23 protein-coding genes are annotated in these 13,980 nt (G+C 42.5%); all 23 read left to right on the plus strand.

All coding sequences use genetic code 11. The features are described from left to right. Position 1 precedes the first annotated feature (1 nt). The 23 genes from J1G47_RS05110 (at position 2) to J1G47_RS05220 (ending at position 13,873) form a co-directional block, all read left to right on the plus strand. A complete protein-coding gene (locus J1G47_RS05110; RefSeq protein ID WP_207326818.1) occupies positions 2 to 424 on the plus strand; it encodes a hypothetical protein in 423 nt (140 codons plus the stop codon). Positions 425 to 507: 83 nt separating this feature from the next. Beyond that, the gene (locus tag J1G47_RS05115; protein ID WP_016057750.1) at positions 508 to 1,389 is read left to right on the plus strand and encodes an AAA family ATPase; all 882 of its coding nucleotides are present in this window, start codon (positions 508 to 510) and stop codon (positions 1,387 to 1,389) included. 7 nt (positions 1,390 to 1,396) lie between these two features. Next, a complete protein-coding gene (locus J1G47_RS05120) occupies positions 1,397 to 1,588 on the plus strand; it encodes a hypothetical protein (RefSeq protein ID WP_005711959.1) in 192 nt (63 codons plus the stop codon). 1 nt (position 1,589) lies between these two features. After that, positions 1,590 to 1,883, plus strand: a complete 294-nt coding sequence (locus J1G47_RS05125; protein ID WP_160429187.1) for a hypothetical protein — start codon at positions 1,590 to 1,592, stop codon at positions 1,881 to 1,883. An 11-nt stretch (positions 1,884 to 1,894) separates the two neighbouring features. Continuing rightward, the gene (locus J1G47_RS05130) at positions 1,895 to 2,416 is read left to right on the plus strand and encodes a host-nuclease inhibitor Gam family protein (protein ID WP_160434766.1); all 522 of its coding nucleotides are present in this window, start codon (positions 1,895 to 1,897) and stop codon (positions 2,414 to 2,416) included. A 103-nt stretch (positions 2,417 to 2,519) separates the two neighbouring features. Then, on the plus strand, positions 2,520 to 2,705 hold the full coding sequence (locus tag J1G47_RS05135; protein WP_207326678.1) for a hypothetical protein: 186 nt from the start codon (positions 2,520 to 2,522) through the stop codon (positions 2,703 to 2,705). Position 2,706: 1 nt separating this feature from the next. Next, on the plus strand, positions 2,707 to 3,663 hold the full coding sequence (locus J1G47_RS05140) for a hypothetical protein (protein WP_207326677.1): 957 nt from the start codon (positions 2,707 to 2,709) through the stop codon (positions 3,661 to 3,663). Between the two features lie 14 nt (positions 3,664 to 3,677). After that, positions 3,678 to 3,974, plus strand: coding sequence for a hypothetical protein (locus tag J1G47_RS05145; RefSeq protein ID WP_207326676.1), 297 nt, complete (start codon positions 3,678 to 3,680; stop codon positions 3,972 to 3,974). Next, positions 3,971 to 4,348: a hypothetical protein gene (locus J1G47_RS05150; RefSeq protein WP_005711951.1), complete on the plus strand. Its 378-nt coding sequence runs from the start codon at positions 3,971 to 3,973 to the stop codon at positions 4,346 to 4,348. Before J1G47_RS05145 ends, J1G47_RS05150 begins: the two co-directional genes overlap by 4 nt. Before the next feature lie 167 nt (positions 4,349 to 4,515). Next, positions 4,516 to 5,079, plus strand: coding sequence for a hypothetical protein (locus tag J1G47_RS05155; protein ID WP_207326675.1), 564 nt, complete (start codon positions 4,516 to 4,518; stop codon positions 5,077 to 5,079). Further along, the gene (locus tag J1G47_RS05160; RefSeq protein WP_035520353.1) at positions 5,060 to 5,482 is read left to right on the plus strand and encodes a gp16 family protein; all 423 of its coding nucleotides are present in this window, start codon (positions 5,060 to 5,062) and stop codon (positions 5,480 to 5,482) included. Before J1G47_RS05155 ends, J1G47_RS05160 begins: the two co-directional genes overlap by 20 nt. A 91-nt stretch (positions 5,483 to 5,573) precedes the next feature. Continuing rightward, a complete protein-coding gene (locus tag J1G47_RS05165) occupies positions 5,574 to 6,113 on the plus strand; it encodes a hypothetical protein (RefSeq protein ID WP_234924177.1) in 540 nt (179 codons plus the stop codon). Between the two features lie 167 nt (positions 6,114 to 6,280). After that, positions 6,281 to 6,706: a Mor transcription activator family protein gene (locus J1G47_RS05170; RefSeq protein WP_016528486.1), complete on the plus strand. Its 426-nt coding sequence runs from the start codon at positions 6,281 to 6,283 to the stop codon at positions 6,704 to 6,706. A gap of 78 nt (positions 6,707 to 6,784) precedes the next feature. Beyond that, positions 6,785 to 7,327 (plus strand): N-acetylmuramoyl-L-alanine amidase, encoded by a 543-nt coding sequence (locus J1G47_RS05175; protein ID WP_207326819.1) that lies wholly within the window; start codon positions 6,785 to 6,787, stop codon positions 7,325 to 7,327. A gap of 55 nt (positions 7,328 to 7,382) precedes the next feature. Continuing rightward, positions 7,383 to 7,613, plus strand: a complete 231-nt coding sequence (locus tag J1G47_RS05180; protein WP_005711941.1) for a DUF2644 domain-containing protein — start codon at positions 7,383 to 7,385, stop codon at positions 7,611 to 7,613. Next, positions 7,610 to 7,963 (plus strand): DUF2681 domain-containing protein, encoded by a 354-nt coding sequence (locus tag J1G47_RS12100; RefSeq protein ID WP_042905515.1) that lies wholly within the window; start codon positions 7,610 to 7,612, stop codon positions 7,961 to 7,963. The genes J1G47_RS05180 and J1G47_RS12100 overlap by 4 nt, the downstream gene beginning before the upstream one ends. 11 nt (positions 7,964 to 7,974) lie before the next feature. Then, positions 7,975 to 8,133 carry a hypothetical protein gene (locus tag J1G47_RS05190; RefSeq protein WP_016528482.1) on the plus strand — a complete coding sequence of 53 codons (159 nt, stop codon included), beginning with the start codon at positions 7,975 to 7,977 and terminating at the stop codon, positions 8,131 to 8,133. Then, positions 8,126 to 8,386: a hypothetical protein gene (locus J1G47_RS05195; RefSeq protein ID WP_005711935.1), complete on the plus strand. Its 261-nt coding sequence runs from the start codon at positions 8,126 to 8,128 to the stop codon at positions 8,384 to 8,386. The genes J1G47_RS05190 and J1G47_RS05195 overlap by 8 nt, the downstream gene beginning before the upstream one ends. Continuing rightward, a complete protein-coding gene (locus tag J1G47_RS05200; RefSeq protein WP_160420074.1) occupies positions 8,383 to 8,637 on the plus strand; it encodes a hypothetical protein in 255 nt (84 codons plus the stop codon). The genes J1G47_RS05195 and J1G47_RS05200 overlap by 4 nt, the downstream gene beginning before the upstream one ends. Then, positions 8,638 to 9,147, plus strand: a complete 510-nt coding sequence (locus tag J1G47_RS05205) for a DUF1804 family protein (RefSeq protein WP_021115430.1) — start codon at positions 8,638 to 8,640, stop codon at positions 9,145 to 9,147. A 100-nt stretch (positions 9,148 to 9,247) separates the two neighbouring features. Next, positions 9,248 to 10,864, plus strand: a complete 1,617-nt coding sequence (gene terL / locus J1G47_RS05210) for a phage terminase large subunit (RefSeq protein WP_207326840.1) — start codon at positions 9,248 to 9,250, stop codon at positions 10,862 to 10,864. A gap of 86 nt (positions 10,865 to 10,950) precedes the next feature. Next, positions 10,951 to 12,567, plus strand: a complete 1,617-nt coding sequence (locus tag J1G47_RS05215; RefSeq protein WP_207326674.1) for a DUF935 domain-containing protein — start codon at positions 10,951 to 10,953, stop codon at positions 12,565 to 12,567. After that, positions 12,557 to 13,873: a phage minor head protein gene (locus tag J1G47_RS05220; protein ID WP_207326673.1), complete on the plus strand. Its 1,317-nt coding sequence runs from the start codon at positions 12,557 to 12,559 to the stop codon at positions 13,871 to 13,873. The genes J1G47_RS05215 and J1G47_RS05220 overlap by 11 nt, the downstream gene beginning before the upstream one ends. The last annotated feature ends 107 nt before the right edge of the window (positions 13,874 to 13,980 follow it).

The raw sequence follows: 13,980 nt of genomic DNA on the forward strand, positions 1-13,980 counted from the left end.
AATGAAGAAAAGTGAATTATTAAAACAGTTTCAACGTGAAGAACAGTTAAACGTTGAGCGTAAAAAGGTGCGTGAGGCAAGACGTGCGGAGTTAAATGCACCTTTAAATAATAGGGCGACCTGTTTAGTTGAGTTTAATGGAGTGGCTTTTGAGCTTTTTCTTGAAGTTCGCAAACTTGCTCCATTAAAGGCAAATACAGATCGTCCGCTACTTGAGAAAGTGTTTCAAGCGTTTGCGAATCCACACCTTCCGCCTCAAGTAGATCCAGTTGTATATCAACAACATTTGAAAAATCACTTAGGGCTTGCTCTGCAATCTCTGGCGATAGGGTTGCTAATTGGCGAAACAGAGAATGAACAAGCTCAGACTGAATACCTTGTATCCCAGTTAGCAAAACGAGGAGTGAATGTAGCTCTGATTTAGTGAGTTTATTAAGGTCAGGTGGAGTTTTTAGCATAACGAAGCCTATTGATGAAAAAAGAGACTTTGATTATAGGAAATAAGCGATGAAAAACCAACTATTAAAAGATTATATGGAACGCACCAAAATTGGGCAAAAAGAGGTTGCAAATAAATTAGGCGTGTCGATTGCTACGGTGAGTTTGTATTTGAGGGGTGAGTATGATGGCAATGTTGAAGAGTTGAATATTAAGGTGGAGCAGTTTTTGGCTCGCCAAAAAGACAAGGTGCTTGAGTATAAGGTGAGTGCAGAGTTTGTGCCAACTTTTACTGCTCGTCAAATTATGGCAACTATTCAAGAGGCTCACATTGAAGGCGATATGTGTGCAGTGTATGGCGCATCAGGTTTGGGTAAAACGCAAGCGGTGTTGCAGTATGCGAAAGAGAATACAGGGGTAATTTTAATTGAGACCAATATGAGCTACACCGCAAAAGTGCTGTTGCAGAAAATCAGTGAAAAACTGAATTTAAACAACCGAGGTACGCTTGATCAGTTGTTTGATGGGATTGTGGCAAGGTTAAAGGGTAGTGAACGGGTCATTATCATTGATGAGGCGGAGAATTTACCTACTCGCTCGTTGGAGTTTATTCGCCGTATCCACGATGCAACTAAAGTGGGTGTTGCATTGGTTGGGACTGAGCGTTTGTTAATTAACTTAAAAGGCAGACATAACGATTTGGCTCAGGTGTATAACCGCATTTGGCGAACGAGTTCTCTCGGTAATGCGTTACCTGAAAAGGATTTGCATTTATTGACAGAAAGAGCATTGAACACAGGGGAATATAACGAGTTATTTTTTAAACATAGTCAAGGTAATGCGAGACGTTTGAACAAGTTGATTCGTGGTGTGGTGCGGTTAAGTCATATCAATGAATGTCAAATTGATGAACGGTTGATTAAAGAGTATACCAAGATGTTGATTGGTTAGGTGGCAAATGAGATACCGTCAGATCTATGCGGCGTATCGTGGCGAAGAGAATGTGGCTGACGGTACAGCCGAAGAGTTAGCAATCAAGTTAGGGGTGACAGCAAAAACGGTGCGGAAATGGTCAACGCCGAGCTATCACCGAAGAAATAAAGGGCAACGGGTGATCGTTGTGAAGCTGGGAAAAGAAAAGGTGGTGTGAGATGGCACGCACAATTAATAGAGCAAATCAGATGGCGGTGAAGTATTTACGCCAAACACAAAAGGCGATTGGGCATATCAATGCGTTAGGTTTTACGGTGTTGATGATTGATTTTACGAAGATTAAACCACGAATCAAGGTGGATATTGCAGGTAATGAGGGGGTGGCAAGAGCGTTAATTGAGTCAAGAAAAGCACACTGGTATGCCCAAGGGCATAGCGAAGATTTAGGTAGATGGAAAGGTTACTACACGATGATTGAAGGGATTAGAGTGTGGTGGGAAGCGAAAGTTTAGGAGTTAAGAAAATGGCAAAACAACCAACAAAAACCCGAGTAAAACAACCGGCAAAACTGCGTTTTACCACGGAAGAGCAAGTGCAAAGTGCAATTAAAGAGATCGGGGATTTAAGTCGTGAGCATACCCGTTTAACCACGGAGATGAACGATATTATCGCCGAAACCAGTGAGCGTTATGCCCCTGAGTTGAAACGTTTACAGGCAGAGATTGAGCCGTTACAGCAAGCGGTGCAGGAATACTGCGAAGCACACCGTGATGAATTGACGGAAAACGGCAAGAGTAAAACCGCTAACTTTGTGACAGGCGAAGTGCAATGGCGACAACGTCCGCCTTCTGTGGCAATTCGTGGGGCGGATGCGGTGCTTGATTTTATGCAACGTATGGGCTTTGACCGCTTTATTCGCACCAAAAACGAAATCAACAAAGAAGCCCTACTGCTTGAGCCTGAAGTGGCAAAAGGGATTGCTGGCGTGACGATTAAGCAAGGAGTGGAAGATTTTGTGATTAAGCCGTTTGAGCAAGTTGCTTAAAGCCCATTTAAACGCTCTTTAAATCTCCCCCTAACCCCCTCTTTGTCAAAGAGGGGGAACGGTGAAAGGGGCGTTAATAATGTGTTTTAACCATAAGGGGTAAATGATGACCGATAGCGAAAAATGGCAAATAAAAGACCGCTTGTATGACTTGATTGAGAAGATACAGGGGGCGACGGAATTAGTCGAAATGGACGATTTTGCACTGGCTGGCGTGGTTTTGATGGACGTGGCTGGGCAAATTCAGCGAGTGAAGCTTAAATTATCAACTAACCAAGAGGAAAACTAAAATGAAAAACAGTGATTTTATTCAGATGACACAATGCAACATTCACAGCATTAAGTTCCCTGTGGACAATGTGAAAGAAGTGTTAGAAGAGGCAACTTTTGAGCCAGTAGGTAGTTATACCACCGTTGAGTTAGTCAAAAATCCGATGACAAATACGAAAGTGTTAGAGCTGGATAATGGGTTGTTCTTTACTTTGCGGACAACCTTTAAAAAAGTTACTAAAGAGCTACTTTCAGCGAAAATTTATGAGCTGAAAAAATCAGAATCACTTCGAGATGAAAGAATGCCGAAGATTGTACCGAATACTGATAAAGAGTGGCGACAAGTTGCTGAAGCTCACTTACTGCAAGATGTGCCATTTTCGAGCGAGTTAGTCAATGTGTTTTACTGCCCTGAAAAAGAGCTACTTTTTACGAATAATCGCTCTAAACACAGCCGTTTGGCGTTGAACAACTTGATTAAATTGTTTGAACTTGCAGGTTTTAAAAGCATTGCTGTGTCGGAAGAAAAGCTGGGGTTAAACACTAAATTGACAAAATTTTTGGAAAAAGGCGAACCGCTTTTTAAATATCTGCATTTCCAGCACGAAGCGACTTTGCGTAAGTTGGCAAACGACAATGAAGAGTTTTTGACTTGTCGCCATTTAGATACGCTAGACGGTAAAGCAAAAGCGTTAGGGGCGTTACAAAATGGTTTTCGTGTGCAATCTATGGCGATGCGTTATGAAAGCGAAGAAGCGTTTATTGTAAATTTTAAGTTGGACGAACATTTAAAAATCCGCTCGATGCGTTTTGTTGAATATGCCGATGTTGCTCGTCAGTTAAATGGCACAAGAGAAGCACATAAGCACGCTATTTTAACGGAATACCTTGAAGGTCAGCTTAATGCCTTACTCAAAATTGCAAGTGCTACGGTGCTAGAGTTTACAGGGGAAACGAAGTTAGAGAGTTTTGTGTAAGTGATGGAGGAAATATGGGAAATACTTATTTTTATGACTACTGGTACGACAAAGACGACATTGATTATGACGATCTGAAACGTGAGGATTGCAAGCAATTTACAGCCGACATTGAAAAAGAAGATTTGTCGGCTATGGCGGAAGGGATTTCTGCAATTATTATCCGTGAGCTTCGGGACAATAATTGGGGCGAATTTGGCGAAGGTGACGAGCTGTATATCGCTTTTAAAGAACAAGGTGCTGACAGCGTTATGTTGTATAAGATTAAAGAAGTGATGGTGCCGTCCTATATCGCAGGGGAAATAAAATGAACAAAATGCAACAACAAATAATTGAATGGTTAGCTGATGGTGAGACAGGGTTAAGTAGTAAAACAATGGCGTTTGTAGTTGGCTTTGATGTGGTACCAAAACGAGTATGTTATCCACAAGATCCTGCGGATTTAAGGCGTTGTATGCAATTACTGACTGTCGCTCCAGCAATGCGAAATCATTTGAGTAAGTTAACGTCTATATGTCCTGTTTGGGCGGAAATTATCAAAAATTGGGCAGAGTTGGAAGCAACTTATAATCAAGAAATTACAAAGGCTCGAATGCCAAAGACTTATTCCTTATTGCAGAAATATGCAGAGCAAGACAAAAAACGTGTTGTTATAGGAAATGGTGTTTCAATTAGATTGAGCTAATTCAAAAACAAGGAGGACACTATGTAACCACTAAAAAACCACTCACACCGCCCCACTCAATCTTTATCGGCAGAGCCTAAATAAAATTGTAAATGCACTTGGGGCGGTGGTTGAGAGAATAGAGATAAGCGTCAGCGTTTATCTCTGTTTTCTTAGGGAGGTGCAAAATGAAATTGTGTCGTTGCCCGATTTGTCACTCAGATTTAACGCTGGAGGCGTTAGTTGAAGATGATGCTGGGCGAGAGTTACTTAAAACGATCACCGAAATGACCGCTGGTTGTGGTCGTCCTGCGGTGGCATATTTGGGGCTGTTTAAACCCCCGAAAAGCAGTTTAAGCAATAGTCGAGCGTTGCGGATTTTGCAAAGTTTGTTGGAGCTTTACCCTTGCTCTAATGTTTTGGCAAAAGCGTTGGCAGATACGGTTGAGCAGGTGCGACGCAATCGTCGTGAGAATGGGAAATTCGAGCCGTTGAGCAGTCATAATTACTTAAAAAGAGTGTATGAGAGCGTGGAGCCACAGTTTGCGGTGGTTAGAACGGAAGAAAATAATAAGGTGCTTTCGGGTGAAGAAGCACAGGAAAGGGCAAAAAGTGATAATCGAACAGCGAATATTCAATACATTGATCGCTTAGTTCGTTTAAGGGGTGAAGAGGAATGCGTAAAGTTACACGGCTTTGCGGATTGGAAACAGTGGCAACAGGAGAAAGAGAATGTACGCACAAACTCGTAAGCAGATGATACAGAAAATCCATATCGGCAAAACTGAGCTGAAGATGAGCGATGAAGCCTATAAGCTCTTTTTAATGGAGTTGGTAGATAAACCTAGCTGTTCGATGATGACTGACCCTGAGTTGATGATAGTGTTGCAAGGTATGCGTGCTAAAGGGTTTAAGGTTAAATCGAAAAAATATGGTAAACGCCCGACAGCCAGCAACGCAGATGAGGTGCGTCAAGGTTATATTAGAAAGATTGAAGCCTTTATCGCTAGTAGTGGTAAGTCTTGGCATTATGTTCACGCTATTTGTAAGCGGTCGTTTGGTATTGAGCGTTTGCAATGGTGTACGACAGAGCAGATTTTTAAAATTGTGCAGATGTTAGCAGTGAATGCCCATCGGAATGGGCGAAGAACCTGATATTTACAAAATTTTTTGCATAGCCCCGATCATTCGGGGCTTTTTTGTGGTAGATTTTGAGTGTTTTTTAACTTACCTTGGGGACTGTAAAATGAAAAAATCACTATTATGTTTGTTTATATTATCTAGTGTCGCAATGGCAGAAAGTGGTAAACAAGTGTTAGATAAAGAGCGGTTTGATAAGGATACCACTTACTATAATGCACATAAAAAAGATGCTCAAGCCATCGTTACTCTTTTATCTCAATTCAACCGTGACAATGATGGTGTGAGAGAAGCATTTGAAGGGTATGTTTCAGGTGATTTAGAAAAATGGCGTAAAACCGTAGATAAGTTAAATTCTGCTCGCAAGTACCAGAATAATTTAGAAGCATTCAGCTACTTCGCAGGGTGTCGTAGTGCATCTGCCTTTGCAGATTTAATGTGGTCTGCTGCTCCATCAAATTTTAATGATATTGATGAATGGAAAAATCCTAACTCATCGAAAGTGAAGCAATTTAAACAGGCAAAAAAATCTTTCCAAGCTGAGTATATGGCTTGTAAACAGTCTTTAACTGCCCCTCAAGAAAAAGATTATTACAGAGAAGATGTTGAAAGAGTTGGTTCTTGGGAACTTAACTCAGGAAAATAAGTTATTCACCCCGCACGCAAGCGTACGGGGTTACGCATAATTGAGCCACGCTGTGGCTCTTTTTGTTTTTACAAGCGGTCTTTTTTATAATTTTTTTGCAAAAATGTTCACTCTTTTGAAAAACGTGCCTGACAATACTCCATTAATCAGTCTGAAATGGAGGGGTTATGTGTGAGTTTGAAAATGTAGAAGAGTATTTGCCTGATAGTGTCAGAGAGATTGTGGCGGTGATTGGATTGCCTGCAACGGAGAAATTTGTTAAAGCCTTTGGGGGCTTTTCGTTTCAGTTCTCAAAGTCTGCTAAGTATTTTGATAAATTGCGTGAGGTGTTGGGGCAAGAAGATGCGGTCAAACTGCAAAGTTATATGCAAGTGGGTGAAGTTTATATTCCTCGCTGTGAAACGGCATTGCGGATTTTGCGAAATCAACAGCTTTATGCGGATTTTTGCCATTTGACCGAAACGGAAAAGTTAAGTGGGCGAATGGCGATAATGCGACTTTGTCAGAAATATCAAATTTGTGATCGCACTGCGTGGGAGGTTGTGCGGTATTATCAGCGTTATAAAGCCGTGTCTCAGTCAGCCTTGTTTTAGTGTGGAAAGCCTTCCCATACTCTCTTTACTCTCAATTCTTTAAAGTCTCTTTAAGTATCACTTAAAGAGGCTTTTTTTATGACCTTTCCTATTAGAAAAATCGTAATCCATTGTTCCGCTACTCGTAATGGTAAAAGTTTAAAGCAATCGGGCAAATCATCTGCTGAAGTGATTGACAGTTGGCATAAGCAACGAGGCTTTAAGCGACTGGCGGGGGCGGTGAAAACCTTTAATTCTCACCTTGAACACCTTGGTTATCACTTTGTGATTGATGTGGACGGAACTGTTGAAACGGGTCGTCAGGTCGGTGAAATGGGGGCGCACGTCAAGGGGCACAATCTCCACTCTATCGGGATTTGTGTGGTGGGCGGTATTACGGCTAATGGTAAAAATCACGCTGAATTTACTGAAGCACAATGGCACGCATTACACCGTTTACTGCGTGAGCTTGAAGCGAAATACCCGAATGCGAAGATTTATGGGCATCGGGATTTAAGTCCTGATCGTAATGGTGATGGCACTATTGCCCCGAATGAGTGGGTGAAAGATTGCCCTTGCTTTGATGTGTGGGAATGGTTGGATAGTGAAGAAATTGTGAATGTGGGGCATTTATTTAGATAAATCTCCCCCTAACCCCCTCTTTGTCAAAGAGGGGGAATGATATAGAGGAACAAAAATGAAATTTAAAGAATTAATTACCAACGATAACGGACGCTTATCAACGACGGCGTTTATTCAGTTTTTCGGGGCGTTGCTAATGGCTGGGATTTTGGCTTATTCGGTGTATTTAGACCGTGCCAATGTTGCGGAGTTGTTTACGGTTTTTGCTTTATTTTGCGGTGGTGGCGTGGCAACAAAAGGGTTTGCTAATGCAATAGGCGGTAAACGCCAAGGAGAAAGCGAATGATGACTGTAAAAATAGTTACTCTTGTTTTATTTCTTGCGTCCTGTGCCTTGTTTTGGCTTTGGTTAAAAGTTGAAAAGGCTGAAGAGCGTAATCGGAAGTTACAAGCAGAAAATCAACAACAAGCGAGCAAAATTCAGGCTCAAAAAACGGAGATCAAAAATGCACAAATTAAGCAGAAAAATCACGATGATGTTAAGCGTAGCAATGCTTCCGTTGTTGACCAGCAGTTGCACGCCCACGGTTACTTCCGTGACGACGACAGGTTGCACGGCGTTCGGGCTGATTTACCCAAGTCGTCAGGATACGACGGAGACGAAGCGTCAAGTGCTGGCACACAATCTGACCTATGAGGAGGTTTGTCATGGTAAGACTATTCAAAAAGCTCCGTAGCTGGTGGCGTGAGCGTGTTTTTAGAAAACAGAAGCCAGCTGTGGCAACTCGTCGTGATTTGTTAAAAATGGCAGTCAAACAAGGCAATCAATCCCCTGTCGGTCGAGCAAAACGGGGGCGTTATGATTGATGAGAAGCTGTTTCAGATGTTGGTCTCTTTTGTGGTTGCTCCCCTTGTTGCTTTTAGTGCCAAGGTGATTTTTGACCGCATTAACCGCAATGAGCAAAGCGTTAAAGAGTTGAAGCAAGAAATTGAGCAGAAATATCAATCAAAGGAGCTGGCTCAAGAAGTCAATAAGGGCTTAAAAGAGAAGCTAGATGATATTTTGGAAGGACTAAAAGAAGTTAATCAAAAATTAGATAAAAAGGCGGACAAGCAATGAGTCGCAGAAAGCAAAAACAGACAGATTCGGAAAAATTAGACCTGATTTTAGAGGCGGTTACGTCAGCAAATGAAAAGATTGATTCGCAAAATGAGCGAATTGAAGCCTTGCAGAAAGAAGTCCACGCCACAAAAAAATTAGTTGATGATATGGCTCGAAAAAATCGCCGTGATGCAGTGATTGCTGGCGGTGTGGGTGGTGGCTTGGCAGCTATTGGTTTTGAGCTGATCCGTTTAAAACTAGGGGGCTAAATGGCTCACGATCCGAAAGTGAAGACTTATGTTCGCCGTTATTATGTTTTTGAGCGTTTTACCCTTGAACAATCGGCACAAAAAGCGGGCGTGTCCTTTAATACGGCTCGCCGTTGGAAGACCGAAGCGGAAAAGGCAGGCGATGACTGGGATAAGGTTCGAGATGCTCAGGTTATGGCTGGCGGTGAGATGGATGAACTCTCTCAAAGTTTGCTGACGGGGTTTATTTTGCAATACCGTGCCACGATGGAAGAGTTAAAAGACAATCCTGAATTATCATCAAAAGAGAAAGTCGCTTTGCTTTCTGTGTTGGCAGACAGTTTTACCAAAATGACCGCTGCGAGTAAGCGAATTTTACCTGATGTGTCAGAGCTTGCGGTTGCAATGAAAACGGTAGAGCTTTTGGGCGAGTTTATTAAAGAAAAACACCCAAACTTATTCGGCGATTTTCTAGATGTGCTGGGTGATTTTGGCGAAGTGGTCGATAAAGCATTTAGGAAAGGGAAATAATGTCTGCATTATGTTTAATTTGTGCCTGTGTTATTGCTTACCACGGGCAAAATGGCTGGGGATGGTTTTTGTTTGCCGCTCTACTTTTTGGGGGTAAATGATGAGAAGTAAAGAGTTTTTGCAACAGCTTTCTGCGTATGCGGAAAGTATGCGAGCGAAAATCGAAGCCGCTTTTGATGGGTGGGACGATTCTCCGCAGGCGGTGGCGGAACGGCGTAAACAGGTGTCCGACCCTGTAAATGGCTTGGCATTTTTCATTAATCATTATTTTCCGCACTATGTTCGCTCCCCGTCTAAATCTCAACTGCACCGTTATCTTTTTGAGCGACTGCCGAAAGTGTTTGCAAGTGAAAAATCTTGTCTTGAGGCGATTGCTGCTCCCCGTGGTGAAGCAAAATCCACGATAGTTACTCAGCTCTCTACGCTTTGGTGTTTGGTTACGCAGAAAAAACGCTACGCCCTATTAGTGATGGACTCTATCGACCAAGCCTATCCTATGCTAGAAGCGATTAAATCAGAGCTTGAGTTTAATCAACGTTTACGCATTGATTTCCCTGAAATTTCAGGAGTGGGGCGTGTTTGGCAGTCGGGGACAATCATTACTCGGGCGAATCAGAAGGTCCAAGTGGCAGGCTCAGGCAAAAAATTGCGTGGTTTACGCCACGGGGCTTATCGTCCTGATTTGGTGATTTTGGACGATATTGAGAATGACGAACAGGTTCGCAACCCTGAACAGCGTGACAAATTGCATAATTGGCTTAAGAAAACCGTACTGCCGTTAGGCTCTGCGGACGGCAAGTTAGATGTAATTTATATCGGTACAATTTTGCATTACGACAGCGTACTTAATCGCACCCTTGCTAGTAAAGCGTGGAACACCGCCCATTTTAAAGCCGTTTTAAAAATGCCTGACAATATGGTGCTTTGGGATAAATGGGAAAACTTTTACCTAACCGAAGGGGAAGCGGTCGCAGATGCGTTTTATTTTGCAAATCAAGCGGAAATGGATAAAGGGGCGGTGGTGTCGTGGGAAGCTCGCCCTATTCTTGCGTTAATGAAAATTCGGGCAAGGGACGGACACGCTACTTTTGATTCGGAATATCAAAACGACCCTGTAAGCGGTGATGATGCGATTTTTGCCAACAGCTTGCAATACTGGACGGAGTTGCCTGATGACTTGATTTATTTTGGGGCGTTAGACCCGTCTATGGGGAAAGCAGGGGCAAGCCGTGACCCGTCGGCGATTTTGGTTGGGGGGTATCACCGTGCAAGCGGTAAGTTATACGTGGTCGAAGCCCAAATTAAAAAGCGTTTGCCTGATTTGATTATCGAAGATGTGATTAGGCTACATACGCAATACCAGTGCCATAAATGGTTTGTAGAAACGGTGCAGTTTCAGGAATTTTTGGCAACGGAGTTGGTTAAACGCTCGGCACAACGTGGCAAGCCTGTGCCAGCTATGGCGGTTAAGCCTAACACCGACAAAATGTTGCGGATTGAGAGCTTGCAACCGCATATCGCTAACGGTTTGATTTTAATCCACCGCTCGCACTCTACCCTTGAGAGCCAGCTTAGACATTTTCCGAAAGCGGATCACGATGATGGCCCTGATGCTTTAGAGATGTTGTGGCGTAATGCGGTAACGGCTTCAGCTCCGATTGAGTGGGAGTCGATAGAAGATGAAGATTGGGAATATCGGAGTAAGTGGCGACATTAATGACGGGTAGGGACACACTGCGTGTGTCCGTGAAAGATTAAGACAGGCGGACACACGCAGTGTGTCCCTATATCGTAGGATAATTTATGAGCAAGAAAAAGAAAAAACAGTATATAAAACCCGATTTAAATGGCGTTAAAAACCCAAATTTACAAACCGATTTAGCCGAAATCACAGCGACGGGACGGGTGTTATCAGACCACCCAAGCAATTTCATTACCCCTGCGAAGATGAAGCAGATTTTTGATGATGCGGAAAATGGGGATATTACCGCCCAGCACGAGTTATTTATGGATATTGAAGAGCGTGACTCAGCGATTTTTGCGAATATTCAGACTCGTAAGCGTGCGGCATTGGGAGTGGATTGGATGATACAAGCCCCACGCAATGCGACACCTGCGGAAGAAAAACTGCGTGATGAAGTCGATGAGTTGTTTTATCAAATCGGCAACCTCGAAGATTTGATTATTGACTGTATGGATGCTGTTGGTCACGGTTTTTCTGCCCTTGAAATTGAATGGGCATTTAATGGCAAGGTGTGGTATCCGAATGCATTTATACACCGTCCGCAGTCGTGGTTTAAATGGGATAAGTTAGACAATTTACTGCTTAAAACCCCACAAAATCAAACTGGCGAACCATTACGCCCTTATGGGTGGATGGTTCATACACACAAATCTCGCTCGACACAGGCAGCACGCAATAACTTGTTCCGTACGCTTGCGTGGCTGTATATGTTTAAGCACTACTCTATCCACGACTTTGCGGAGTTTTTGGAGTTGTATGGAATGCCTATCCGTATTGGTAAATATGGTGCAGGGGCAACCAAAGACGAGAAACAAACACTCAAGCGTGCATTAGCGGAGATCGGGCATAATGCGGCAGGAATTATGCCTGAATCAATGAGTATTGAGTTGCATAATGCGGCAAATGCTGGGGGAGCATCGGGCAATAATCCGTTTTTACAAATGGTGGATTGGTGTGAAAAATCTATCGCTCGTTTGATTTTGGGGCAAACGCTGACCAGTGGTGCAGACGGTAAAAGCTCAACGAATGCCCTTGGTAATGTACACAATGAAGTGCGACGAGATTTGTTAGTTTCAGATGTGAAGCAATTAGGGCAGACATTTACTCAGCAAATTATTTTGCCGTATTTGTTGATTAATTTCCCGAATGTCGATCCTACTCGTATTCCGACGTTTGAATTTGACACCAAAGAACCTGCAGATTTGGCGTTGTTTGCCGAGAGTTTACCGAAATTGGTGGATATTGGGCTACAAATCCCTGCAAATTGGGCAAGGGATAAGTTAGGCATTCCCGAAGTTCAAGAAGGTGAAGCGGTGTTGGGGCGTGTAGCACAGCCGACACAAGCGGTCGGATTGTCGGATAGGGTTGTGAAATCCCCTCATTGTCCTTGTGGGTGTGGGGGGAAAGTTCACGCATTTTCGACACAATCAGGCTTTGATGAGCAGGATTTTTTGGATAGTTCGCTTGATGAAGCGTTGGAGAATGTGGATTTTAATGCTCAACTTGATCCGATGATTAAACAAGTGGTCGCAATGTTACATCGTTGTGGGAGTTTTGAAGAAGCAAGTGAGAAACTGGCGGAACTCTACCCTAAATTACATTCTAAACAGCATTTTGATTATTTGAATAAGGCGATGTTTCTCTCTGAATTGCTTGGGGTGAGCCGTGCCAGCTAAGTTTGCCCTTGATTTAACGCCTGACAAAGCGATTGAATTTTTAGAAAGTAAAAAGGCATTTTCGAAACATTTAGATGAACCTGCTTTGCGTGACTCTGCAAGAGCGAGAGCTTCACGCATTGCAAATTTATCTAGTCTTGAGATGACTGCAAATATTTATGAATCAATGGCAGAAGCCAAGCGAAATAAGCAACCTTATAATGCTTGGGTGAAAGATGTGATGGCAATGTTTGAGCGTAAGGGCTGGATTACAGGTTACGACAAACAGCGTAAAGAGTATGTTATTGCAGATCCGAAAACGGGGGAATATTTTGGTTCGCCCCGTCGCCTTGAAACGATTTATCGCACGAATATGCAAGCTGCCTTTTCTGCTCAAACGTATCAACAACTAATGGATAATGTCGATAATCGCCCTTATTGGCAATATAGTGCTATCTTAGATAATCGTACTCGCCCACGTCACGCATCTATGCACGGATTAATTTTTCGTTATGACGATCCATTTTGGACGACATTTTACCCACCAAATGGCTTTAATTGTCGTTGTACTGTTAATGCACTAAAAGAGCGTGATTTAGAGCGAAAAGAGCTAGTGGTTTCAGATGGTTCTAAGCTATTAGATGAAGTCGAAATTGAGCCGAAGAAAGGCGTAAAGCAAAAGACCATAGGCTTAAAAATGGCTGATGGAACGGTGCTGACGGCAGATAGTGGTTTTGATTATAACTTAGGGCGACGAGCTTATAAGCCTAACCTTGATCTTTATCCTGAAAAGTTGGCTCATCAATTTGCTAAAGCTGAAATGAGTGGGTTTGAGTTTAAACACGCTTTTGAACGATTAGAAAAGGCAACAAGTGAAGTTAAAAAGCTGCAAGGATTAGATGGAAAAGCCAGTAATGAATTGATGTATGCCATTCGAGATCATTTGCGACTTGAATATAAATTTGCAAGCGGTGTCATTAAAGAAAGCAACGCCATTTTATTGGGTGTTACAGCGAGAACTGTTTGGCTTTCCGATGATACATTAATCAAACAATTTAATAGCCGTGAAGGGCAAAATTTTGGCTTAGATGAATATACTAAAATGCCTGATGTGATTTTTGGTGCTGATCGGGTTTTAAAATCTATTCAAAATAAAAAAATGAATAAACTTTATTTTTATAAAGAGATTGATAGTCGTTGGTATATGGTCGTAGTAAAAAATCTTATTTCTAGTGGAGAATTGTTTGCAGAGTCATTTAGGCTATCTAGCTTGAAGCAGATAGAAAAAGAAATGAAAAAATATGAAGTTATTCGAATAAGCCGTTAGGCAGGGCTCGAAATCACCTGCACACAGTCCAAGGTACTTTTTCAACCTATCGCTTGCGATCGTCGAGATTCATCGCTTTTCTAACGGCTTTTAATATAAGGACTATA

This window comes from Glaesserella parasuis (genome assembly GCF_017352235.1).
GTDB lineage: Bacteria > Pseudomonadota > Gammaproteobacteria > Enterobacterales > Pasteurellaceae > Glaesserella > Glaesserella parasuis.